General features: G+C 68.9%; 16 protein-coding genes. 9 read left to right on the forward strand and 7 right to left on the reverse strand.

What is annotated here, in order from left to right; genetic code table 11:
• Positions 1–145: 145 nt before the first annotated feature.
• The gene (narL, locus tag ACTCB7_RS04090; RefSeq protein WP_463005653.1) at positions 146–787 is read right to left on the reverse strand and encodes a two-component system response regulator NarL; all 642 of its coding nucleotides are present in this window, start codon (positions 785–787) and stop codon (positions 146–148) included.
• Positions 784–2,610, reverse strand: a complete 1,827-nt coding sequence (locus tag ACTCB7_RS04095; RefSeq protein WP_463005654.1) for a type IV pili methyl-accepting chemotaxis transducer N-terminal domain-containing protein — start codon at positions 2,608–2,610, stop codon at positions 784–786. The genes narL and ACTCB7_RS04095 overlap by 4 nt, the downstream gene beginning before the upstream one ends.
• Before the next feature lie 303 nt (positions 2,611–2,913).
• Between ACTCB7_RS04095 and ACTCB7_RS04100 the strand changes: the two genes are divergently transcribed.
• The 7 genes from ACTCB7_RS04100 (at position 2,914) to ACTCB7_RS04130 (ending at position 13,923) form a co-directional block, all read left to right on the forward strand.
• Positions 2,914–5,610, forward strand: a complete 2,697-nt coding sequence (locus tag ACTCB7_RS04100; protein ID WP_463005655.1) for a nitrate/nitrite transporter — start codon at positions 2,914–2,916, stop codon at positions 5,608–5,610.
• Positions 5,611–5,637: 27 nt separating this feature from the next.
• A complete protein-coding gene (locus ACTCB7_RS04105; RefSeq protein WP_463005656.1) occupies positions 5,638–9,408 on the forward strand; it encodes a nitrate reductase subunit alpha in 3,771 nt (1,256 codons plus the stop codon).
• Complete coding sequence (gene narH, locus ACTCB7_RS04110) at positions 9,405–10,964, forward strand: nitrate reductase subunit beta (protein WP_224416250.1); 1,560 nt, start codon at positions 9,405–9,407, stop codon at positions 10,962–10,964. Before ACTCB7_RS04105 ends, narH begins: the two co-directional genes overlap by 4 nt.
• A complete protein-coding gene (gene narJ / locus ACTCB7_RS04115) occupies positions 10,924–11,718 on the forward strand; it encodes a nitrate reductase molybdenum cofactor assembly chaperone (RefSeq protein WP_463005657.1) in 795 nt (264 codons plus the stop codon). The genes narH and narJ overlap by 41 nt, the downstream gene beginning before the upstream one ends.
• Positions 11,715–12,392, forward strand: coding sequence for a respiratory nitrate reductase subunit gamma (narI, locus tag ACTCB7_RS04120; RefSeq protein WP_224420281.1), 678 nt, complete (start codon positions 11,715–11,717; stop codon positions 12,390–12,392). Before narJ ends, narI begins: the two co-directional genes overlap by 4 nt.
• Positions 12,393–12,651: 259 nt before the next feature.
• The gene (locus tag ACTCB7_RS04125) at positions 12,652–13,446 is read left to right on the forward strand and encodes a peptidylprolyl isomerase (protein WP_463005665.1); all 795 of its coding nucleotides are present in this window, start codon (positions 12,652–12,654) and stop codon (positions 13,444–13,446) included.
• Positions 13,447–13,524: 78 nt separating this feature from the next.
• Positions 13,525–13,923, forward strand: a complete 399-nt coding sequence (locus tag ACTCB7_RS04130; protein ID WP_224420279.1) for a putative zinc-binding protein — start codon at positions 13,525–13,527, stop codon at positions 13,921–13,923.
• A gap of 540 nt (positions 13,924–14,463) precedes the next feature.
• Here the strand turns inward: ACTCB7_RS04130 and ftsH are convergent.
• The gene (gene ftsH / locus ACTCB7_RS04135) at positions 14,464–16,344 is read right to left on the reverse strand and encodes an ATP-dependent zinc metalloprotease FtsH (protein ID WP_463005658.1); all 1,881 of its coding nucleotides are present in this window, start codon (positions 16,342–16,344) and stop codon (positions 14,464–14,466) included.
• A 399-nt stretch (positions 16,345–16,743) separates the two neighbouring features.
• On the opposite strand from ftsH, the gene ACTCB7_RS04140 reads away from it, so the two are divergent.
• Complete coding sequence (locus tag ACTCB7_RS04140) at positions 16,744–17,553, forward strand: alpha/beta fold hydrolase (RefSeq protein WP_463005659.1); 810 nt, start codon at positions 16,744–16,746, stop codon at positions 17,551–17,553.
• Positions 17,550–18,569, forward strand: a complete 1,020-nt coding sequence (locus ACTCB7_RS04145) for a GGDEF domain-containing protein (protein WP_463005660.1) — start codon at positions 17,550–17,552, stop codon at positions 18,567–18,569. Before ACTCB7_RS04140 ends, ACTCB7_RS04145 begins: the two co-directional genes overlap by 4 nt.
• 29 nt (positions 18,570–18,598) lie before the next feature.
• Here ACTCB7_RS04145 and ACTCB7_RS04150 read toward each other — a convergent pair whose 3' ends face one another.
• From ACTCB7_RS04150 to pgaA, 4 genes are read right to left on the reverse strand one after another with little or no spacing between them, the layout of a single operon-like run.
• Positions 18,599–18,895 (reverse strand): hypothetical protein, encoded by a 297-nt coding sequence (locus ACTCB7_RS04150; protein ID WP_463005661.1) that lies wholly within the window; start codon positions 18,893–18,895, stop codon positions 18,599–18,601.
• Positions 18,885–20,150 (reverse strand): poly-beta-1,6-N-acetyl-D-glucosamine synthase, encoded by a 1,266-nt coding sequence (pgaC, locus tag ACTCB7_RS04155; protein WP_463005662.1) that lies wholly within the window; start codon positions 20,148–20,150, stop codon positions 18,885–18,887. The genes ACTCB7_RS04150 and pgaC overlap by 11 nt, the downstream gene beginning before the upstream one ends.
• Entirely contained in the window at positions 20,147–22,105 is a 1,959-nt protein-coding gene (gene pgaB, locus ACTCB7_RS04160; protein ID WP_463005663.1) for a poly-beta-1,6-N-acetyl-D-glucosamine N-deacetylase PgaB, read from the reverse strand. The genes pgaC and pgaB overlap by 4 nt, the downstream gene beginning before the upstream one ends.
• The gene (gene pgaA / locus ACTCB7_RS04165; RefSeq protein ID WP_463005664.1) at positions 22,102–24,519 is read right to left on the reverse strand and encodes a poly-beta-1,6 N-acetyl-D-glucosamine export porin PgaA; all 2,418 of its coding nucleotides are present in this window, start codon (positions 24,517–24,519) and stop codon (positions 22,102–22,104) included. Before pgaA ends, pgaB begins: the two co-directional genes overlap by 4 nt.
• Between the last annotated feature and the right edge of the window lie 248 nt (positions 24,520–24,767).

The following is a 24,767-nucleotide window of genomic DNA, read 5'->3' on the forward strand; positions in this document are numbered from 1 at the left end:
TCAGTCGCGATGAACCGGCCACCGGGACACCGCCGTCGGGGATGAATCCCCTCCCACAAGACCGCCCATCCGGCTGACCGGCTCGGCCACGGTTGCTGGTTGTGGGAGCGACTTCAGTCGCGATGAACCGGCCACCGGTACACCGTTAGTCGAGGTCGTGATTGACCGCCCAGACCGCGGCCTCGACCCGCGAGCGCAGCCCGAGCTTTCTGAGCACGTGCTTGACGTGGACCTTGACCGTGCCCTCGCTGATCGCCAGCCGGCGGGCGATCAGCTTGTTGCTCAGCCCGCGGGCCAGGGCGCGCAGGGTCTCGCGCTCGCGGGCGGTGAGGGTGGCCAGGGCGTCCTCGCCGGGGGCGGTGCGTGACCCGCTCAGGGCGCGGGCCAGCAGGCCGGCAAGCCGCGGGCTGATCGCCATCTGCCCCTCGGCGGCTTCCTTGATCGCCGCCAGCAGGTCCTCGGGTTCCATGTCCTTGAGCAGGTAGCCGTCGGCGCCGGCGCGCAGCGCGGCGATCACGTCGTCCTCGGCGTCGGAGACGGTGAGCATGACGATGCGCGACTCGACCCCGGCCTCGCGCAGGGCCCGCAGGGCATCCAGGCCGTCCATCCGGGCCATGTTCAGGTCCATCAGGATCAGCGCCGGGGATTCGCGGGTGGCGATATCCAGGGCCGCCTGGCCGTCGGTGGCCTCGCCGGCGACGCTCAGGGCGGTGTCCATTTCGAGCAGCTGGCGAACGCCGCGGCGGAACAGGGGATGGTCGTCGACGATCAGGACCGGGGTCGTCATTCGGCGTCTCCGGGCAGGGTGGTGGTGGGTGCCTCGCGGCGCACCTGGGGTGTGAAACGCAGGCGCACCTCGGTGCCGCCCGCGGTCGGTGCCGTCAGGTCGAGCCGGCCGTCCAGCCCGGCGGCGCGCTCGCGCATGATGGTGGTGCCGTAGTGGCCGGGCTGGTCCGTGCGCTCGCCGAGCCCGACGCCGTCGTCGTGGACACTGACCGTCACCCGGCCGTGCGCGTCGGTCTCGAGGCAGACCTCGCAGCGGCTCGCCCGGGCGTGATGGAGCACGTTGGACAGCGCCTCGCGGACGATCTGCAGGACGTGCATCTGCTCGTTGGGCGACAGCGGACAGTGGTCGAGCCGGTAGTCGAGATGGATGGAAAGCTCGCCGCGCCGCGTGAACTCGCGCACCGTCTCCTCGAGCGCGGCCTCCAGCCCCGGCCCGCTCATCTTCAGACGGAAGGTGCTGAGCAGCTCGCGCAGCTGCCGATAGGCGGCGTTGAGCCCCTCGCGCAGCTCGTCGAGCACCGCCTCGGTGTCGGCCGCCGGGGCCTGGGCGCGAACCAGCGCCTGCAGGCGGGCGACCTGGATCTTCAGGTAGGAGAGCGACTGGGCCAGCGAGTCGTGCAGTTCCCGGGCGATCACCGCGCGCTCGTCCATCAGCGCCAGGCGGCGCTGCTCGGCGTAGCCCTGGGCCAGCGAGATCGAGGTGGCGATCAGCCCGGCGATGGTGTCCGCCAGATCGCGCTGCCAGGGTTCGGGCGGCGAGTGGGGCGGGTGCTGGATCAGCAGCACGCCGTAGTGGCGGTCGGCCTCGCTGACCGCCACCCGGTAGACCCAGGGCGAGGGGGTGTCGTCGTGGTCGTCGAGGCAGGGCACGCAGTCCGGCGCCCGGCAGAAGTCGGGGCAGTCCTCGGCCCGGGTGGACAGGCGCAGGTAGGCCTGCTCGGCGTCGGCCTGGGCCAGGCACAGGGTGATCGGCCCCAGCCCGGTGACGGCGGCGAGCTGGGCGAGCACGTGCCGGTAGCGGGCATCGCCGGGCGGGGCACCGTTGAGCCGGCGTGCCGCCTGATAGAGCAGGCCGAGGCTCTCGTTGCTGCGCTGGAGCTCGGCGGTCTTGGCGGCCACCCGCTCCTCCAGCCGGCCGTACATCTGCGACAGGTTCTCGTTCATCTGGTTGATGGTGCGCGACAGCAGACCCAGCTCGTCGCCCGCCGTGTAGCGGGTGCGGCCGCTGAAGTCGCCGTGCCGGGCCCGCTCGACCACCTGCAGCAGATCGCGCAGCGGCGGCATCACCCCGGCGGCCAGCTTGTACATGGCCAGGAACACCAGGCCCAGCGTCAGGAACAGGATGACGCCCTGGAACAGCCGCAGCAGCTGGATGCGCGATTCCGCCTCGCGCTGCAGCTGGCCGACCAGCCGGTCGACCTGGTCGACGAAGTCGCCCACGCGGGCGGCGACGTCGGCCGGTGCGGTGGCCGCGGGTGTCTGCATCAGCGGGCGCAGTTGCTCGCGCCACTGTTCGGCGACCGCCTGGTACTGGCGGGTCAGCGGGTGCTGCGGGTCGTCCGGCAGGCGCTCGGTGATCACCGGCGAGGCCAGGCTGCGGTCGAGTTCGGCGAGCCGGTCAGGCAGGCGTTCGGCGCTGTCGGGCCGGGCCCGCGTGGCGAGCAGCCGGTAGGCCTGCATGCGCAGGGCGCCGGCCTGGTTGATCGCCGCCGCGTCGCCGCTGGCGGTCTCGGCGATGACGATCGAGCCGAGCATGCTGGTCAGTGCCAGCAGCACGATGCCGGCCATGGCCAGCCCGGCGCGAAAGGTCAGGGAACGGGGCATGAGAGACGATCTCGACACACGACGGGGGAGTACCTCCAATGAGTCAACCGGCCGGGGGCGCCACGCCGCCGGGGCGACCCTTCCTGAAAAATTGTTGTTGTTCAAGGTGTTGCCAGGGGTGGCCGAATACCCCGAAAGAGGTATCCAGCCTAGTCTCGCCGAGGCGTCGGGACAAGCACATTGACTCAGGTCAACGGCCGGCCCGCCCCCCTGTAGCAAGGTCCGCTCAGAGCGCCTTTCGCAGCGCCCGACCCGGGCGAAAAGGCGCTCGGGAAGTCTTTGACCGAGCCAGAGGGGACGACCATGGCCAACACTACCAGCCCGCCGAAGCGCGCCCAGAATCGCGCCCTGGGCCTTTCCACGCTGGCGTTCACCCTGTGTTTCGCAGTGTGGACGCTGTTTTCCATTCTCGGCCTGCAGATCAAGCAGGAGTTCGACCTGTCGGACACCCAGCTCGGCCTGCTGATGGCGACGCCGGTACTCACCGGCTCGATCAGCCGACTGTTCCTGGGCATCCTCACCGACCGCTTCGGCGGGCGCTGGGTGTTCAGCCTGTTGATGCTGGCCACCGCCGGCTGCGTCTACCTGCTGACCTTCGCCACCAGCTACCCCATGCTGCTGCTGGGCGCCCTGGGCATCGGCCTGGCCGGCGGCTCGTTCATCGTCGGCGTGGCCTACACCTCGGCGTGGTTCGAGCCCGGGCGTCAGGGCACCGCGCTGGGCATCTTCGGCGCCGGCAACGTCGGCGCGGCGGTGACCAACTTCGGGGCGCCCTTCCTGCTGCTGGCGCTGGGCTGGCAGGGCGCGGCGCTGGTCTACGCCACGGTGATGGCGATCATGGGCGTGGCCTTCCTGCTGCTGGCCCGCACCGACCCGCAGAGCGCCCAGCGTCGTGCCGACGCCGTGCCGCTCAAGCAGCAGCTGGCGCCGCTGGTCGAGCTGCGGGTGTGGCGCTTCTCGCTGTACTACTTCTTCGTCTTCGGCGGCTTCGTCGCCCTGGCGCTGTGGCTGCCGCACTACCTGGTCGAGGTCTACGGCCTGAGCATCACCGCCGCGGGCATCGTCGCCGCGCTGTACACCATCCCGGCGTCGCTGTTCCGCATCCTCGGCGGCTGGCTCTCCGATCGCTACGGCGCACGGCGCGTGATGTACGCCACGCTGATCGCCTCGGCGGTGTGCAGCTTCCTGCTCAGCTACCCGCCGACCCGCTACAGCGTGCAGGGCGTGCACGGCACCCTGGAGTTCTCCTTCACCATGAACCTGATCGGCTTCGTCGCGCTGATCATGGTGCTGGGCTTCTTCATGTCGCTGGGCAAGGCGGCGGTGTTCAAGCACATCCCCAGCTACTACCCGCAGCATGTCGGCGCGGTGGGCGGCGTGGTGGGCATGATCGGCGGGCTGGGCGGTTTCTTCCTGCCGCTGACCTTCGGCATGCTCAACGACGTGGTGGGTATCTGGCAGAGCTGCTTCATGCTGCTGTTCGTGGTCTCCGGCGCGGCGCTGGCGTGGATGCACTACGCGATCCTGCGGGCCAGCCGTCACGAATGGCGTACCGGCCGCGAGGTCCGCGACCTGCCGGAACTGGCCACCCCCAGCCATTTCGTGCTTCAGGACTGGCGTCCCGAGGACCCGGACTTCTGGGCCGAGAAGGGCAAGCGCATCGCCACCCGCAACCTGTGGATCTCGATCCCCAACCTGCTGCTGGCCTTCTCGGTGTGGATGGTGTGGTCGGTGGTGGTCGCCAAGCTGCCCCAGGTGGGCTTCGACTACAGCTCCAACCAGCTGTTCTGGCTGGCCGCGCTGCCCGGGCTGTCCGGCGCCACGCTGCGCATCTTCTACAGCTTCATGGTGCCGATCGTCGGCGGCCGGCGCTTCACCGCGCTGTCCACCGCCTCGCTGGCGCTGCCGGCACTGTGGATCGGCTTCGCCGTGCAGAACCCCGACACTCCCTACCTGGTGATGCTGATCCTGGCGCTGCTGTGCGGCTTCGGCGGCGGCAACTTCGCCTCGAGCATGGCCAACATCTCGTTCTTCTATCCCAAGCGCGAAAAGGGCAACGCCCTGGCGCTCAACGCCGGACTGGGCAACCTGGGCGTCAGCGTCATGCAGTTCTTGATCCCGCTGGCGATCACCGCCGGGGTGTTCGGTGCACTGGGCGGCGAGCCCCAGACCCTCGGCGACGGTGACCGCCTGTGGCTGCAGAACGCCGGCTTCGTGTGGGTGCCGTTCATCCTGATCGGCGCGGTGGCGGCCTGGTTCGGCATGAACGACATCGCCAGCGCGAAGTCCTCGTTCAAGGACCAGGCGGTAATCTTCAAGCGCAAGCACAACTGGCTGATGTGCGTGCTCTACACCGGCACCTTCGGCAGCTTCATCGGCTATTCCGCGGGCTTCCCGCTGCTGGCCTCCAACCAGTTCCCCGAGGTCGACGTGCTGCAGTTCGCCTTCCTGGGGCCGCTGGTGGGCGCGCTGTCCCGCGCCGGCACCGGCTGGGTCTCGGATCGCTTCGGCGGTGCCCGGGTCACCCTGTGGGTGTTCGCGGCGATGATCGCCTGCGTCGCCGGGGTGCTGTTCTTCCTCGGCATCAAGGACCAGCCGGGCGCCTTCTGGGGCTTCTTCGCCATGTTCCTGCTGCTGTTCTTCTTCACCGGGGTGGGCAACGCCAGCACCTTCCAGATGATCCCCGAGATCTTCCGCCAGGAAGTGGCGCGGCTGATGCCCGATCTCGACGCCGCGGCGCAGCGCCAGCAGAGCGAGAAGGAATCCGCGGCGACCATCGGCTTCACCTCGGCGATTGCCGCTTACGGGGCCTTCTTCATTCCCAAGACCTTCGGCAGCTCCATCGCCCTGACCGGCGGAGCCGAGCTGGCGCTGTACGGCTTCATCGCCTTCTACGCCGTCTGCGTGGCCCTGACCTGGTTCTACTACACCCGCGCCAACGCCGAGATCCGCTTTCAGGAGCCCGGGCGGGCGACGCCGGCCCAGACCGCGTCGTCATGACCCCGAGCCATTGAGGAGAGAGATTCCATGAGTCATTTTCTGGACCGCCTGAAGTACCTGACCCGCCGCCCCGAGCACTTCGCCGAGGGCCACGGCGAGACCCGCGACGAAACCCGCGACTGGGAGGACGGCTACCGGGCCCGCTGGCAGCACGACAAGATCGTGCGCTCCACCCACGGCGTGAACTGCACCGGCTCGTGCAGCTGGAAGATCTACGTCAAGAACGGCCTGGTCACCTGGGAGACCCAGCAGACCGACTACCCGCGCACCCGGCCGGACCTGCCCAACCACGAGCCGCGCGGCTGCCCGCGCGGGGCCAGCTACTCCTGGTACCTGTACAGCGCCAACCGGCTCAAGTACCCCTTGATCCGCAAGCCGCTGCTGGCGCTGTGGCGCGAGGCGCTCGAGCGCCACGACGACCCGGTGGACGCCTGGGCGTCGATCGTCGAGGACCCGACCCGGGCCAGGCAGTACAAGAAGGCCCGCGGCCTGGGCGGCTTCGTGCGCGCGAACTGGGAGGAGATGGAGACGCTGATCGCCGCCTCCAACGTCTACACCGCCAAGCAGTACGGCCCCGACCGGGTCATCGGCTTCTCGCCGATCCCCGCCATGTCGATGGTCAGCTACGCCGCCGGGGCACGCTACCTGTCGCTGATCGGCGGGGTCTGCCTGTCGTTCTACGACTGGTACTGTGACCTGCCGCCGGCGAGCCCGCAGACCTGGGGCGAGCAGACCGACGTGCCGGAATCCGCCGACTGGTACAACTCGGGCTACCTGATCGCCTGGGGCTCCAACGTGCCCCAGACCCGCACCCCGGACGCCCACTTCTTCACCGAGGTGCGCTACAAGGGCACCAAGACCGTGGCGATCACCCCGGACTACGCCGAGGTGGCCAAGCTCGCCGACGAGTGGCTGTCCGCCAAGCAGGGCACCGACGCGGCGCTGGCGATGGCGATGGGCCACGTGATCCTCAAGGAGTTCCACCTCGAGCGCCAGGACCCCTACTTCACCGACTACGTGCGCCGCTACACCGACATGCCGATGCTGGTCGAGCTCGAGCCCCGCGAGGACGGCAGCTACGCCCCCGGCCGCCAGCTGCGCGCCAGCGACTTCGGCGAGGCGCTCGGCCAGGCCAACAACCCCGAGTGGAAGACCGTCGCCTGGGACAAGGCGAGCGACCGGCTGGTGGTGCCGCGCGGCTCGATCGGCTTCCGCTGGGGCCAGGACGGCGTCGAGGCCGACCGGGGCAAGTGGAACCTCGAGCCGCGGGACGCCGAGGGTCGCGAGATCGAGCCGCTGCTCACCTTCGCCGAGCATCGTGACGACGTGGCGCGGGTCGCCTTCCCCTACTTCGGCGGCATCGAGCGCGAGCACTTCGCCCACGTCGCCGGCAACGACGTGCTCTACCACAGCCTGCCGGTCAAGCGCCTGACCCGCGCCGACGGCAGCACGGTGCTGGCGGTCACGGTGTTCGACCTGACCTGCGCCAACTACGGCATCGACCGTGGCTTCGGTGCGGCGGACGCCGACGACGGCGCCACCGACTACGGCCAGGTGCGCCCCTACACCCCGGCCTGGCAGGAGAAGATCACCGGGGTGCCCGCCGCCCAGTGCCTGCGCATCGCCCGCGAGTTCGCCGACAACGCCTCCAGGACCCATGGCCGCAGCATGATCATCGTCGGTGCCGGCATGAACCACTGGTACCACATGGACATGAGCTACCGCGGGCTGATCAACATGCTGGTGCTGTGCGGCTGCGTGGGCCAGAGCGGTGGCGGCTGGTCGCACTACGTCGGCCAGGAGAAGCTGCGCCCGCAGACCGGCTGGCTGCCGCTGGCCTTCGGCCTCGACTGGACGCGCCCGCCGCGCCAGATGAACGGCACCTCGTTCTTCTACAACCACTCCAGCCAGTGGCGCTACGAGAAGCTCAAGATCCAGGAGATCCTCTCGCCGCTGGCCGATCCCCAGCAGTACGGAGGCAGCCTGATCGACTACAACGTGCGTGCCGAGCGCATGGGCTGGCTGCCCTCGGCGCCGCAGCTCGACACCAACCCGCTGCGCCTGGCCGCGGCCGCCGAGGCGGCGGGCCTGTCCACCAAGGACTACGTCGTGCAGCAGCTCAAGGCCGGCAAGCTCGCCTTCGCCGCCGAGGACCCGGACAACCCGCAGAACTTCCCGCGCAACCTGTTCATCTGGCGCTCCAACCTGCTGGGCAGCTCCGGCAAGGGCCACGACTACCTGCTCAAGTACCTGCTGGGCGCCAACCACGGCGTGCAGGGCAAGGATCTGGGCAGCATGGACGGCGTCAAGCCCGAGGAGGTGACATGGCGCGACGAGGCCGCCGAGGGCAAGCTCGACCTGCTGGTGACGCTGGACTTCCGCATGTCCACCACCTGCCTGTACTCGGACATCGTGTTGCCCACCGCGACCTGGTACGAGAAGGACGATCTCAACACCTCGGACATGCATCCGTTCATCCACCCGCTGACCGCGGCCACCGACCCGGCCTGGGAATCGCGCAGCGACTGGGAGATCTACAAGGGCATCGCCGGGGCGTTCTCGCGGGTCTGCCCGGGGCATCTCGGCGAGGAGACCGACCTGGTCACCCTGCCGCTGCAGCACGATTCCCCGGGAGAACTCGCCCAGCTCGACGTCAAGGACTGGAAGCGCGGCGAGTGCGAGCCGATTCCCGGCAGGACCATGCCCAGCCTGGTCGAGGTCAAGCGTGACTACCCGGCCACCTACGAGCGCTTCACCTCGCTGGGGCCGGCGCTCGAGTCGCTGGGCAACGGCAGCAAGGGCATCAACTGGACGACCGACAAGGAGGTGGAACTGCTCGGCCGGCTCAACCGCCGCAAGCTCGACGGCGCCGCCAAGGGCCGCCCGTGCATCGAGAGCGCCATCGACGCCGCCGAGACCATCCTCTCGCTGGCGCCGGAGACCAACGGCCAGGTGGCGGTGCGCGCCTGGGAATCGCTGTCCAAGGTCACCGGGCGCGATCATACCCACCTGGCGCGGCCCAAGGAGGAGGAGAAGATCCGCTTCCGCGACGTGGTCGCCCAGCCGCGCAAGATCATCTCCAGCCCCACCTGGTCGGGGCTCGAGGACGAGCACGTCTCCTACAACGCCGGCTACACCAACGTCCACGAGCTGATCCCCTGGCGCACCGTCAGCGGCCGCCAGCAGCTCTACCAGGATCACCCCTGGATGCGCGCCTTCGGCGAGAGCCTGCTGGCCTACCGGCCGCCGATCGACACCAAGGCGGTGGCCAGCGTCCACGCGCCCAGGTCCAACGGCAACCCGGAGATCGCGCTCAACTGGATCACCCCGCACCAGAAGTGGGGCATCCACTCCACCTACTCGGACAACCTGCTGATGCAGACCCTGTCCCGCGGCGGGCCGATCGTCTGGCTCTCCGAGGAGGACGCCCAGGCCATCGGCGTCGAGGACAACGACTGGCTCGAGCTCTACAACGCCAACGGCGCGATCACCGCCCGTGCGGTGGTCAGCCAGCGGGTCAAGACCGGCATGGCGATGATGTATCACGCCCAGGAGCGGCTGGTGAACATCCCCGGCTCGGAGATCTCCGGTACCCGCGGCGGCATCCACAACTCGGTGACCCGCATCTGCCCCAAGCCGACCCACATGATCGGCGGCTACGGCCAGCTGGCCTACGGCTTCAACTACTACGGCACCGTGGGTGCCAACCGTGACGAGTTCGTCATCGTGCGCAAGATGAAGCGTGTCGACTGGCTGGACGGCGAAGGCAACGATTACGAACAGGAGGCCGTGAAATGAAGATTCGTTCCCAGGTCGGCATGGTGCTCAACCTCGACAAGTGCATCGGCTGTCATACCTGCTCGGTCACCTGCAAGAACGTCTGGACCAGCCGTGAAGGCGTCGAGTACGCCTGGTTCAACAACGTCGAGACCAAGCCCGGCATCGGCTACCCCAAGGAGTGGGAGAACCAGGCCAAGTGGAAGGGCGGCTGGCTGCGCCGCAAGGACGGCAAGATCGAGCCGCGCATCGGCGGCAAGTGGCGGGTGCTGGCGAACATCTTCGCCAACCCCGACCTGCCGGAGATCGACGACTACTACGAGCCGTTCACCTTCGACTACCAGCACCTGCACACCGCCAAGCAGGGCGAGCACCAGCCCACCGCGCGGCCGCGCTCGCTGATCTCCGGCGAGCGCATGAAGAAGGTCGAATGGGGCCCCAACTGGGAGGAGATCCTCGGCACCGAGTTCGCCAAGCGGCGTCGCGACGCCAACTTCGCGCAGATCGAGGCCGACATCTACGGCCAGTTCGAGAACACCTTCATGATGTACCTGCCGCGGCTGTGCGAGCACTGCCTCAACCCGGCGTGCGTGGCGTCGTGCCCGAGTGGCGCGATCTACAAGCGCGAGGAAGACGGCATCGTGCTGATCGACCAGGACAAGTGCCGCGGCTGGCGGATGTGCGTCTCCGGCTGCCCGTACAAGAAGATCTACTACAACTGGAAGTCCGGCAAGTCCGAGAAGTGCATCTTCTGCTACCCGCGCATCGAGGCCGGCCAGCCGACGGTGTGCTCCGAGACCTGCGTGGGGCGCATCCGTTACCTGGGCGTGCTGCTCTACGACGCCGACCGCATCGAGGAGGTCGCCGCCTCCGCCGACGAGCGCGACCTCTACCGGCGCCAGTGCGAGATCTTCCTCGACCCCAACGACCCCGAGGTGATCGCCCAGGCGCGGCGTGACGGCATCCCGGAGAACGTCATCGTCGCCGCACAGGCCTCGCCGGTCTACAAGCTGGCCATGGACTGGCAGCTGGCGCTACCGCTGCACCCCGAGTACCGCACCCTGCCGATGGTCTGGTACGTGCCGCCGCTGTCGCCGATCCAGTCGGCGGCCGAGGCCGGGCACCTCGAGGACGACGGCGTGCTGCCGAAGATCGAGTCGCTGCGCATCCCGGTCCAGTATCTCGCCAACCTGCTCACCGCCGGCGACGAGGGCCCCGTGGTGCTGGCGCTCAAGCGGCTGATGGCGATGCGCGTCTACATGCGCGGCAAGCACGTCGACGGCGAGACGAACCAGGCCGTGCTCGACGCCGTGGGACTCAGCGAGGCCCAGGTCGAGGCCATGTACCGCTACCTGGCGATCGCCGACTACGAGGACCGCTTCGTGGTGCCCACCAGCCACCGCGAGCTGGCCCGCGAGGCCTTCCCCGAGCGCGGCGGCTGCGGCTTCAGCTTCGGCAACGGCTGCCAGGGCGGCGACAGCGAGACCAGCCTGTTCGGCGGCCGCAAGCAGACCACCACCCTGGTGCAGCCGGTGAATGTCTACGACCCGCAGACCGAGGAGGCCGCCCGTGACTGACACCACCCAGCGCAGCCTGCGCGCCCTGGCGCGGCTGCTCGACTACCCCGAGGCCGAGCTGCAGGCCGCCGCCGACGAGCTGGCGGCGGTGTTCGCCGCCGAGGCTCGGCTGCCGGCGGCCCTGCGCGAGGCGCTCGTCGGCTGGTGCCGACGGCTCGCCGCGACGCCGCTGCTCGATCTGCAGGCCGACTACGTGGCGCTGTTCGACAAGGGCCGCGCCACCTCGCTGCTGCTCTTCGAGCACGTCCACGGCGAGTCCCGCGACCGCGGCCAGGCGATGGTCGACCTGCTCGACGAGTACCAGGCCGCCGGCTTCGCGCTCGACGCCCGCGAGCTGCCCGACTACCTGCCGCTGTTCCTCGAGTACCTGTCCACCCGCGACGAGGCCGAGATCGGCCGCTGGCTGGGCGAGATCCGTCACATCCTGGCGCGGCTCGCCGCCCGCCTGGAGGAGCGCGAGGCCGGCCACGCCCTGGTGCCGCTGGCGCTGCTGGCGCTGATCGGCGCCGAGGGCGACGTCGCCGAGCATCGCGAGCCGGTGAAGCAGGAGCCCCGCGACGACACCCCGGCGGCACTGGATGCCGTGTGGGAGGAGGAGGCGGTGCGCTTCTCGGCCGCCTCCGACGAGGACTGTGCGCTGCAGTCCGCCGAAGGGCGACGGCTCGCCGAACGCAAGCGTACCGCGCCCGCCGAGGCCGTGCGCTTCGTCGACGCCGCGCCGCGTGTTTCCGCCGTTTCCGGAGAACCGTCATGAACTACGTCAATACCCTGCTGTTCGGGCTGTACCCGTATCTCGCCGGCAGCGTCTTTCTGATCGGCAGCCTGCTGCGCTTCGACCACGGCCAGTACACCTGGAAGACCGGCTCCAGCCAGCTGCTCTCGCGGCGCCAGCTGCGGCTGGGCAGCAATCTCTTCCACATCGGTATCCTGGTGATCTTCTTCGGCCATCTGGTGGGCCTTTTGACCCCGCACTGGGTCTACGCGCCGTTCATGGCCGCCGGCACCAAGCAGGTCGTCGCCATCGTGGTCGGCGGGCTGGCGGGGCTGTCGTGTCTGGCCGGCGGGGCGATCCTGCTGCACCGCCGGCTCACCAACCCGCGGGTGCGGGCCTCCTCGAGCTTTACCGACAACCTGATCCTGATCCTGCTGCTCATCCAGGTGTCGCTGGGCCTGCTGACGATCTTCTCGGCCCTGCATCACCTCGACGGCGGGGCGATGCTGATGCTCGCCGAGTGGGCGCAGGCGGTTGTCTACTTCAAGGGCAACGCGGCGGTGCATCTCGCCGAGATCGGCTGGATCTACAAGCTGCACATCCTGCTGGGGCTGACCATCGTGCTGCTCTTCCCGTTCACCCGGCTGGTGCATGTGTGGAGCGCGCCGCTGGGGTATCTGGGGCGGCGGTATCAGATCGTCCGGCGCCGGGCCTGAGGGTCTGCCGAAAAATGCCTGCGCTCGGCGATTTTCAGACAAGGCCAGGGGGGATATCTGGCTGGGCGTGCAGGACGAGGGCGCCGGAGGCAGGCCGTAGAGGAGGTCCTACGCCATGGAAGGCGTAGGTAGCGCCCATGGATGGGTTTACAGCGCCTCCTCGCAGGCCTGCCTCCGGTTCAGCCCCGAGTGGCCGTGAGATGGCTACATCCTCGCTGGGCGAGGCAGCACGCCTGAAGACATTGAGAGAGTCATGACCATGCAACAGATTGCCATCGAAACCCTGCCGGGCGGCGCCGCGCCGATCCGCGTCGGCGAGATCGCCATCGACGAGGCCGAGATCGCCCGCGAGATGCAGCACCACCCGGCCGACAGCGCCGACGGCGCCCGCGACGGCGCGCTGCGGGCCCTGGTGGTCCGCGAGCTGCTGCGCCAGCGCGCACAGATGCTGGGCCTCGACGGCGACGACGAGGCCGCCGTCGCCGCCCTGCTCGAGCAGGAGCTGCCGATTCCCGAGCCCGACGAGGCCGATTGCCGACGCTACTTCGACGCTCACCGCGAGCGCTTCGGCGAGCCGGCGCGGCTGTCGGTGCGCCATATCCTGCTGGCGGCGGCCCCGGACGATGCCGAGGCCCGCGACGCCGGCTATCGCCGGGGCATGGCGTTGATCGCCGAGCTCGAGGAGCATCCCGAACGCTTCACCGACCTGGCCCGCCGCCACTCCGCCTGCCCCTCGCAGGAAGCCGGCGGCGAGCTGGGCTGGCTCACCCCGGGGCAGACCGTTGCCGAGCTGGACCGCGCCCTGCAGACCCTGCCCGAGGGCCTGCACGACCGGCCGCTGGCCTCGCGCTACGGCTGGCACCTGGTCTGCATCGATGAGCGCCGCGAGGCCCGCCCGCGCCCCTTCGAGGCGGTCGCCGAACGGGTGCGCCACACCCTGTGCGAACAGGCTTCGCGCCGCGCCCTGCGCCACTACCTGCTGGCCCTGGAGGCCGAGATCGGCGTCACCGGGTTCCGGCTCGACGACGATGCCGAGGGCGCGTTGATGCAGTAACGATTGAGCAACGCAGGCCGGCCGCCGCGCCGGAAGTCCGTCACTGTCCCGCTGCTATGGGCGGGGAAGGAGGTTGTCATGACACGCGATGCATCCACCCGGCCGCCGCTAGTCTACTCCTGCTCGGGGTGTTCGGATGTCGCCCAGCTGGCCAACGCGGTGGCGCTGCGACTCGATCACGCCGGCACCGCCGAGATGTCGTGCATCGCCGGCGTCGGCGGCGGCGTGCCGGGGCTGGTGAAGACGGCGCGCTCGGGACGGCCGATCGTCGCCATCGACGGCTGCCAGATGCACTGCGCCAGCCACTGCCTGGCCAACGCCGGGGTGACGCCCACCGAGCACGTGCGGCTCTACGAGCGCGGCCTGAAGAAGCGCAAGGGGCGCCTCTACGATGAGGCGACCATCGCCGCGATGACCGAGGAGGTCGGCGAGTTGATCGCCCGCCTGCCGATTCCCGACGCCCCGGCGGCGCGGTAACCGGACCGGGTGACAAAAAAAGCGCCCTGCCAATGACTGACAGGGCGCACATGCAGGGAGTCTCGTCATGCCGGCCATTCCGCTGGCCGGTCTTGCCGTTCCTGGTGGCGGTATCGTCCTGATACCGGGGCCTTCCTGGCCGTGGCCTCCTTGCCGGCGATCGTCCTGATCGCGACGAGCAATGTTACACTAGCACACAATAGTTAACATTGTGACCCGATAGGGTGATTTTCCTTTCAGGCCATAGAGCCTGCATGTTGATCCATATCTCGTGCGGTCATGGAAAAAGGCGACAAGGTCGGCCCCGTGGGGCCGATCCTGCCGTAGCGCTGCGTTTCCGTGCCGACTTCAACGAGCCTCCTGCTCGTACATCCCTGGTTGCTGAGCCATCCGTTGCTCGGTCTTCCCTGTGGGGCTCTCCCTTGCCCGACACCGCACACTCTCGCAGCTTGCAGTGGATGTCGATTTAGCCTGGGTTATCAACACGAAGAAAAATTCGTGATTTCTCGCTATCGCTGTTTTGCCGTGGATTGACTCAGGCTAAGAGTCCGAGGCGGCGCCGGGGGCCGAAGAGCCGGTATCCGCCGGCTCCGCGGGGGCCGGCAGGGCCTGTCCGGTCCGGGGACGGATCGGCGGGAAGTCCTGTGCGGTGAGGGTTTCCCGTGCCAGCAGCAGGGCGGCACCGGCCTGCAGGTCGCTGCGGCGGGCCTCGAGGATGCCCAAGGCGCGGCGATAGGCCTCGTCCACCAGCTGGCGCACGGCGAGGTCGATCTCGCGTCCGGTGGCCTCGGAATACTCGCGCGGCTGGGCCATGCCGTAGGTCTCGCCGAGGAAGGCGTGGCGCTCCTCCTCGTAGACCACCGGCTCGATGCCCTCGGCCATGCCGAAGCGGGTGACCATGTGGCGGGCGATCTCGCTGACCTTGGCCAGGTCGTCGGCGGCGCCGGTGGAGATCTCGTCGAAGATCAGCCGCTCGGCGGCGCGCCCGCCCATCAGCACCGTCATGCGGTGCTTGAGCTCGGTGGTGGTCTGCAGGAAGCGGTCCTCGGTGGGACGCTGGATGGTGTAGCCCAGCGCGCCGACCCCGCGGGGGATGATCGACACCTTGTGCACCGGGTCCATGTCCGGCAGCGCGGCGGCGACCAGCGCATGGCCCATCTCGTGGTGGGCGACCACCTCGCGCTCGTGGGCGTTGAGCAGCCGGCTCTTCTTCTCCAGCCCGGCGACGATGCGCTCGATGGCGTTGGTGAAGTCGGCCATGCTCACGGCGTCGGCCCCGCGGCGGGTGGCCAGCAGCGCCGCCTCGTTGACCAGGTTGGCCAGGTCGGCGCCGGTGAAGCCCGGCGTCAGCGCGGCAATGTGGTCGAGATCGACGTCGGCGGCGAGTTGCTGGAGCTTGCCGATGTGCACCTCGAGGATCGCCTTGCGCCCGAGACGCTCGGGGCGATCGACCAGCACCTGGCGGTCGAAGCGCCCGGCGCGCAGCAGCGCCGGGTCGAGGATCTCGGGGCGGTTGGTGGCGGCGAGCAGGACGATGCCCGAGGCGGTGTCGAAGCCGTCGAGCTCGGTGAGCAGCTGGTTGAGGGTCTGTTCCTTCTCGTCGTGGCCGCCCATCACGTTGGGCCCGCGGGCCCGGCCCAGCGCATCCAGCTCGTCGATGAAGATGATGCAGGGCTTGGCCTTGGCCGCCTGCTCGAAGAGGTCGCGGACCCGCGCCGCGCCCACGCCGACGAACATCTCGACGAACTCCGAGCCCGAGATCGAGAAGAACGGCACGCCTGCCTCGCCGGCCACCGCCCGGGCCAGCAGGGTCTTGCCGGTGCCCGGCGGGCCGACCAGCAGGATGCCCTTGGGCACCCGGGCGCCGAGCCGCCCGTAGCGCTGCGGGTCGCGCAGGAAGGCCACCACCTCCTTGAGCTCGTCCTTGGCCTCGTCGACGCCGGCGACATCGGCGAAGGTCACCCGGGTGGCGGTCTCGACGTAGACCTTGGCCTTCGACTTGCCCAGGGTCATCATCCCGCCCATGCCCTGGCTGCCGGCCAGGCGCCGGATCACCAGCGACCACAGCACGAAGAAGAACAGCACCGGGATCACCCACGACAGCAGGGTGGTGAAGAAGGTGTTCTCGCGGGTGCCGTCGAAGGTCACGCCGTACTTCTCGAACGTCGCGGCCAGCGCCGGGTCGACGCGGTTGGTGGTGAAGCCGGTGCGGCCGTCCTGGCCGGGCGTCTTGAAGGTGCCGGTGATCTGCTCGCTGCCGACCTTGATGGTGGCGATGTCGCCGGCCTCGAGCCGCTGGGTGAATTCCGAATAGGGAATCGGCTCTCGGGAACGCCATTCGAGGTAGGCGTTCTGGAAGATCAGTACCAGCACGAAGGCCGCGATCGCGTACCACAGGTGAATCTGGTTGCGCCTGTCCATGTCCCGCCTCCCTCCGGATCGCCCTGTCTCCGGTTCAGTGTATGTCACCCGGCGCCGGTCTCGGGGTTGTTTCCGGGCAGCCATGACGCCGGCGGGGCTACGGGAAAGGCATACCGGCCCCGGGCACCGATTGCGTTGACGTGGGTCAATCCCCGGGGAGCCGTGCCGCTCGAGGTGGCGGAAGTGTCGCCAGTCATGGCGCACATTTCCGGATGCACGGCGTCATAATTGTCGCTTTTTTGCGACGAATCGATCGTCGGCCTATGGCGCTCCTGCATCGAGTCCGATTAGGCTGGTTCAGGCCGTCATCAAGGCCATTGTCGAGGGTCAAACAAACATTTGACCCTGGCTGAGGGAGCGGCCTTCATCGACCCGATAGTCTTCAACCCTGGCGGTCACATGAAAAGAACAGTGTCGGACAAGGGAACCCACGGGGTCAGCATCACGGGCCGCGGCCAGACAGCGGTGCTGCTGGTCAACGGCTTCGGCTACGAGCAGAGCCTCTGGCAGCCGCTGTGCGAGCAGCTGGACGGGGCGTACCGGCTGATCCGCTTTGACCACGCGGGCACCGGGCGAGCCACCCGCGAGGCCGCCGAGCTGGCGGACTACACCACGCTCGATGCCTACGCCGACGACCTGCTGGGACTGGTCGAGTCGCTCGGGCAGGAGCCGGTCGTGGTGGTGGGGCACTCCATCGGCGGCATCATCGCCATGCTGGCGGCGCGACGGCGCCCCGAGCGGTTCCGTCAGCTGATCATGATCAATGCCTCGAGCCGCTATCTCAACGATGCGCCCGACTATCACGGCGGGTTCGAGCGCGAGGATATCCACGCCCTGCTGGACCTGATGGAGCAGAACCACTTCGACTGGGCCGGGCGCCTGGCCGCCGAGGTGATCGGCGTCTCGGCACCGGCCCCGGCGGAAGCGCAGCTGCGCGAGCAGTTCCTGGCCACCGAGGCGGTGGTCGCACGCCGCTTCGCGGAGGTGGTCTTCTTCAGCGATACCCGGGCACGGCTGCCCGAGGTGACGGTGCCCGTCGTGGTCGCGCAGACCGACGGCGACGCCGTGGTCTCCCGGGAGGCGGCGGAGTACCTGGCCGCGCAGCTGCCGAACGCGCGCCTCGCGGGGCTGCCGGTCGAGGGGCACTACCCGCAGATCCGCGCCCCCGACGTGCTGGCCGACGCCCTGCGCGACTGGATCGCGGCATGAGCCCGGAAGCGCCACGGATGGACGCCGACACCCTGACGGCGTGGCTGATGGCGCCCTGCGGGCTGCTGATCACCTCGCCCGAGGGACAGGTGATGGCGGCCAACCAGCGCCTGCACGACTGGCTGGGGGCACCCCGGCTGGCAGGGGATGCCCTGGAGGCGTGGCTGACGCCGAGTGCTCGCACCCTGATCCACTGGCACGTGGTGCCGCAACTCGAGCAGGCGTGCCAGGCCGAGGAGGTGCATCTGGCGCTGAAGACCGCCAGGGGCAGCGAGATTCCCGTGCTGTGCGGGATCGAGCGCCGCGAAGTGGACGGCCGGGCACAGTGGCACTGGGCGCTGATGCCGATTCGGCGCAAGAGCCGCCTCGAGCGGGAACTGATTCAGGCACGCCGCACCACGGAGCGCGCGCTGCAGGACAAGGTCACCGCGGTGGCGGAGCTCGAGGCGCTGAAGGCGGAGCTGGAGGCCCACCGCCGGGAGCTGCTCGAGCAGAACCGCCACCTCGAGCACTGGGCCTACAGCGATGCCCTGACCCGCCTGAAGAACCGGCGCGCCTTCAACGAGACGCTTACCGCCTGGCTGAAGGAGGCCGAAGACGCCGAGGGCGAGCCGCTGACGCTGGCGCTGATGGACATCGACCATTTCAAGGCCATCAACGATCGGCATGGTCATCCCGCGGGTGACGAGATTCTGCAGCAACTGGCCGGGCTGATGCGGGCGACCTTCCGTGATCACGATGCCATCTTCCGGGTCGGCGGCGAGGAATTCGCCGTGCTGCTGCACGAGGCCGATGCCCGCCAGGCGGGTAGCGCCATGGAACGCCTGCGCCGCGCGGTGGCCGCGCACACCTGGTCGATCGACGCCGACGTGACCCTGAGCGTGGGGCTGGCCGACCGCCAGGTACGGGACAGCTTCGACAGCCTGTTCGTCCGCGCCGATCATGCCCTCTACCGTGCCAAGCGATACGGCCGCAATCGCATCGAGTGCCACGATTCGGACGCCGGGCGCCCCTGAGAGGCGCCCGGTGGCCTTGTGACTGCCGGTCAGCCGCTCCGGGAGGCGGCCCGCTGCCGCCAGCGGAACAGCAGGCGCTCGTAGATCACCCAGCTGTGCAGCAGGAAGAACACGCCGAGGAAGTCCAGCGCGGTGAGCTTGAGCACGGCGAGAGCATAGGCCTGCTCGATCAGGATTTCGCTGCTCGCCAGCGCGGTCCAGCCCTGCAGGGCGAACAGCCCCCACAGGCCCAGGGTCGCCATCACCAGGGCGGTATCGCGCAGCCGGTAGCTCAGGCTGCGACGCTGGGGATTGTCGATGATCATCGAGCCGAGTTCATGGTTCACGGAAGCGCTCTCCTCTGTCGGGGCTGGTCCAGGTGGCCAGCTGGCCGCGGCGACGCACCACGGCCTTGGGAAAGGCCACCACCACGGTGGCCATGTTGATCAGCCAGTAGAAGAACGGGTACCAGATGCACCAGAACAGGCACCGGTACATCGCCCGATCGTAACGGCTGTCGATGAAGAAGCTGACCGCGAACTGCAGCAGGCACAGCATGACCAGCAGCCCGCCGGACCAGCGCAGCAGCGCCTCCAGCGGCGACCAGCTCGAGACCGGCGCCCCCATCGCCAGGTCGACCAGCCACAGGCCGCCCAGCGCCAGCATGCCGTAGCACCAGGCGACGCTGATCACGTACTCGACCAGCAGCGGCCAGAAGCGGCGATTGCGCCAGTGCAGGGCCGCGCCCAGGTGGCGCAGGAAGGCCTCGGCGCCACCCTGGGCCCAGCGCAGGCGCTGGCGGAACAGGCCGCGCAGGGTTTCGGGCATCAGCACCCAGCAGACCGCCCGGGGCTCGTAGCGCACCTGCCAGCCGGCGAGCTGCAGCTTCCAGCTGACGTCGATGTCCTCGGTGATCATGTCGGTACTCCAGGCGCCGACCTGCTGCAGGGCGCTCCGGCGGAAGGCACAGACCACGCCGGAGATGGTGAATACCATGCCGTAGATGCGCTGGGCGCGCTTGATCAGGCCGATGATCGACGAGAATTCGCCGGTCTGGATCTTGCCGATCGCGGTCGAGCGGGTCCGCACCCGGGGGTTGCCGGTGACGCTGCCCACCCGGGGGCTCTGGCGGAAGTGCGCCACCATCCAGTAGAGGGCGTCGTAGTCGAGCACGGCGTCGCCATCGATGCCCACCACGATCTCGCCGCGGGCCTGGCGCAGGCCGTTGTTCAGGGCCGTCGCCTTGCCCTGGTTGGGCTGGTGCAGCACCGTGAGGTTCGCGTACTGCCGGGCCAGGGCGTCGAGTCGCGGGCCGGTGTCGTCCCGGGAGCCGTCGTTGATGGCGATCACCTCGTAGTTGAGGTAGTTCTGCCGGAACAGGTGGGCGATGGTCTCGTCGATGTGCGCGGCCTCGTTGTGGCAGGGCACCAGCACCGTCACCCAGGGGTCGTCCTCCCGCGAGGGCGTCACCGTCTCGCGGGATTGCCGACGCTCCCAGTGGAAGTAGTAGTAGAGGCCGCCGGAGATCCAGATGGTCGCCATCAGGCTGGGATAGCCGACGCTGAACAGCACCAGCAGTTCGAGCAGTTCCGTGGACGTCATGGCCGGGCTCCCAGGCGGGCGGTCAACGAGAAGTTGCGGCGCAGCACGCCCGCGTCCGGATGGTTGTTGAGGAAGTCGTCGGGGTAGTAGCCGTAGTTGCGCACGCCGGCCTCGCGGATCACCTGCATCCAGCGCCCCAGGGTGTCGCTGGGTACCGGTGACTTGTCGCGCCAGTCGGTGGCCTGCAGCTCGAAGACCAGCTTGTCGCTCGGCACCCTGGCCAGGGCATCGCGGGCGAGTTGACGCAGCCACAGCGTGGCGTCGTCGGCGCCCTCCATGTAGGGCATCGCCATCACCGCGGTGTAATCGTAGGCGTCGGCGAAGGCCTCGAGGTCCTGGGCAAACCAGGCGCGGCTATCGGGGTCGAGGACCACCGGCGCGTAGACGTTGCGGGCCGTGCGCAGCCGCTGCTCGTCGTGCAGGCGGTAGCGGTCGGCGGCACGGGCCAGTTCCTGGGTGAAGTCGATCAGAAAGCGTGTCTTGTGCTGGGTCCAGCGGGCCATCAGCGCCTTGTCCTGGCGGATCAGCGAAACGCCGGGGGGGAGCCCCCACTTCTGGTGATACCAGGCCAGCGCGGCGGTGCCGGCGTCCTCGTAGTCGCTGAAGAAACCGTCGTCGTGGAACAGCAGGCCGTCGAACTTGGTGTACAGGCCCAGATCCTCGTAGATGTCGTCGATGATCCGGCGGTTTTCCGCCACGTAGGGCGACAGGCGGCGATAGTTGTGGGGGTTGGGCTTGCCCAGCCGCAGGTCGCTGACGTACTGGTAGCCCGGCCCCATGTCGAAGGCCATCACCGGCATCCAGGCATAGACCTGGACGTCGGCGCGTTTCTTCAGCTGCCAGGCGACGCGGTTGAACAGGTCGGCCTTGACCGGCATGTGGCGGTTGGGGAAATAGAGCGCCTCGGCGACGCCGTTGCCGTCGGCGTCGGCGAAGGCCTGCAGGTAGACGGTGCTCACCCCGTAGGCCTTGATGCGGTCGAGCAGCCGGTCGAGGTTGCGCGCCTGCTGGGCGGGGTCGGGGTCGTAGACGTAGTCGAGGTCGACATGGACGATGCGCTTGGTCGTGCGGTCCCAGGTCGTGCCGGCGAGGATTTCCTGCAGGTACTGCAGGGAGGTCTCCTGGTCCACCAGGTAGCGACCCAGGGCCCGGGTGCCCTCGTTGATGTCATCCATGCGCGAGATCAGGTTGAAGGTGGTCGGCATGCCCGCGTCGGCGGCCATCTGCAATGTGGCCTCGCTGTAGGCGCCGTAGGGCCAGACCATCACCCGGGCCGGGTGGCCCAGCTCCTGGCGCATGCGTTCCTGGGAGCGGCGGAAGTCCTCGCGGATGCGGGCGCGGTAGGTGGCGGCATCCTCGTAGCCCTGCGGCGTCCAGGCGCTGGTCACGGCGGCCGGCTGCTGGTTGCCGAAGGGGTTGCCGACCAGACCGTAGTGCAGGGCATAGGTGTGCGAGGCGATCTCCACCCGGCCCGAGGCGTCCATCTCGCGAAGCTGGTCCCAGGTCATGAAGTGCGAGCGTGGCAGGCGGTCGTCGCCGTACAGCACCTGCCGGCCCGGGGGCACGTCCAGCCAGCTGCCGACGATGGCGGCCACCGCGGGGTAGTTGTAGAGCTCGAGCAGCGGATAGACGATGTCGTAGAAGCTGCGATAGCCGTCGTCGAAGGTCAGCAGCACGGCCTTGTCCGGCAGCGGGCGCTTGCCGTCGCGGGCATCCAGCACCTGCTGCAGGCTGACCGGCCGATAGCCCAGCTCGGCGATCAGGTTGAAGTGCTGAATCAGCTTGTTGCGGGTGATCGTCTGGGGGTAGAGCTTCTGGTTCGGGGTGCGGTCCAGATCGACAATGTCGTGATAGCTGATCACCGCCAGGTCGCCGGGCTGGCGGCCGGCGAAGGCCGGGGCGGCGAGTGCCACGGTCAGGCACAGCGCCAGCAGAGCAAGCAGCCGCGTTTTCACAGGAACCTCCATTCGATGCCGGCGGTGATGAAGTTGCCGTATTCCGGGTCGCCGTCGTAGACGGCTTTCTGGCGGGCGATGCCGTAGCTGAGGATCAGGTCGGGTTCGAACGTCCACTGGTGGGCGTAGCCGATCTGCCAGGTGGCGTTGCTGCCATAGTTTTCCTGCCAGTAGTTGCCGCCGCCGAGGGTCAGCGTCTGGGTGAAGCCCTTGCGGTAGCCCAGCGGCAGCAGGTAGCTCAGCGCGAGTTGGCCGCTGGTGCTGATGTCGCTGGCGGGGTTGTAGTAGCTGGCCGCGACGGTGTCGTTCTGCGAGCCGCCGACGAACAGCTGGCCGTTGAGCCGCCAGGCGTCGTGATGAATCAGGTCCTCGTCCCAGTAGGCGAAGACCTCGCGACGCAGGTTGCCGTCGTCGAAGTCGGTCAGGGCCAGGCCCAGGCCGCCCTCGCCCTTCTCGTCGCGCCGGTACTTGACGCCGAGGCTGTAGCGGTCGGCCTGAATGTCGTCGTTGAGGGCGCGCAGCGGCGTCTGGGCGGTATTCAGTTCGGCGCTGGCGTTGATCGACCAGAAGTCCGAGAAGGCATAGTTGAAGCGGCCCCAGGCCAGCCAGTCCTCGTTGAGCTGGGCGCCCTGGCCCACCGCCAGGGAGAGCGTCGCCGGGTAGAGGTTGAATTCGTAGCCGGCGGCATCGTAGGCGGCGTACAGGTTGTCGCCGTTGTACTTGCCGTACATGCCGATGCGCTGGGCGAAGAAGCGCGAGCCGGCGTCGTTGCGGGGCGCGTCGAGGCGCATCTCGTAACGCCAGTCGCGGGAACTCTGCACGCCGTTGCCCTGGGTGTCGCCGCGTTCGGCCTGGATCGACAGCTTGCCGGCGCGCTGCTCGCGCCAGTCGCGTTCGAGGCCTTCGAGCGCGACGCTGGGCGGCCGGGTCGCGATTTCCTGCTTGATGGCGGCGACCGTGTCGCGCCACTGGCCGCGGTCGAGGCGCGCGCCGAGAATGCCGTAGTCGGCCGCCTGGCGGCTGTCCGGCGGTCGGCGGTCGGCGGCCTCGCGATAGGCCTGCTCCGCCTGGCGCGGCCAGCCGCGCCAGCGGTACAGGTCGCCCTTGATGCGCCACAGCGAGGCACTGCCGGGGGCCTCGGCGAGGTAGTCGTCGAGCTGCGCCTCGGCGCCGTCCTCGTCGCCGCGCCAGGCCGTGAGCATGACCTCCAGGTAGCGCACCTTCTCGAAGTTGGGGTTGTCGATGCGCCGGGTGCCGGTGAAGTCCCAGCGGGTGGCCGGCTCCTCGGCCTTCCAGCGCTCGAGGAGGTCGTTGGCCCGGCCGTACTGCTGGGCGTCGGCGTAGGCGTAGATCAGCGATTCATAGAGCGGGTGATCGACGTCGCGGGCCTTGCCGGGGTTGGAGGCCACCAGCGACTGGTAGAGGCGTCGCGCCTCGCCGGGGCGCCCCAGGCCGCTCAGGGCGTCGGCCCGGGCTTCCTGCACGTAGTTGGGCAGCGGGCCGTAGCGGGTCTCGAGCGTGGCGGCCAGCGCCTCGGCGTCGCGGAAGCGGCGCAGGGTCGCCAGGGCGACGACCTTGTCGTACTCGGCGCGCTGCACCAGCCCGGGGGCGGAGCGCTCGTCGGCGATGACCGCGTTCAGCCCCGCCAGGCCCTGCTCGGCATGGCTCAGGTCGCCGGTGCTGTCGGCCAGGCGCAGGCTGGCGACCGCATCGTAGTAGCGCAGCCAGAGCCGGTCGGCCTCGGTGAAGACATCGGGATGCTCGCTCATCATCCGCTGGGCGGCGGCGCTGGCGCCGAGGGTGACGGCCAGCCGGTAGAGCGCCTTGACCTCCTGGTCGTTCTCGGGCTGGCGCTCGACCAGACGCTGGCGGGCCTGCAGCTCGCCGAGGGTGTTGTCGGTGCGCGCGGCCAGGTAGGCACGGGCCTCGAGGTACTCGTCGGTACGGCCGAAGGTCTCCTCGTAGCGGGCCAGTGCCCAGCCGGCCGACTCGACGTTGCCCAGGTCGGTATGGGTCAGCGCCAGCCCCAGCCAGCCCTGGGGGTTGTTGGGGTCGCGCAGGGTCAGCTCCCGGAAGAACTCCTGGGCGCGCTCGGGGCGGCCGAGCTGGCGCGCCGCGCCGCCCAGGGCGACCAGGCTGGTCTCGGAGTAGTCCTCGGCCCGGCAGGGGCCGCAGGCGTTCAGCGCCTCCTCGAGCCGGCCGGCGCGCACCAGCAGCGCGATCAGGTCGTCGAGGACCCGCGTGTCGCCGGTTCGCGCATAGAGCGCCTTGAGGCCCTCGATCGCCGCGTCGCGCTCGCCCTGCCGGGCCTTGACCACCCAGGCCTCGCGCCGGGCGTCCGTGCCGCCGCTCTGCGCCAGCACACTCGGGGCCGCGAGCAGCCCCGACAGACAGACCAGTGTCCCCAAGGTCATCGACCGCTTGTTCATCGCACGCCCACCCTGTTGCCTGAAGATCCCGTGCCCGGCCGCCTGTTTTCGTACCTGCGCATGATCGGCGTGTGGTGCGTTCGGCGTTATCGGACTGACAATCGCGTAACAAAGAGTTAATTTCTCATGTCATAATCCTGAATCCGTGAGACCGGCCCCCAGGAATGCTTCTAACCTACTGAACTGCATGGCAATATAGCGAATATCGCCATTCACCCAGATAGTGCCATGCC

The sequence above is a fragment of the Modicisalibacter sp. genome (assembly GCF_055145905.1).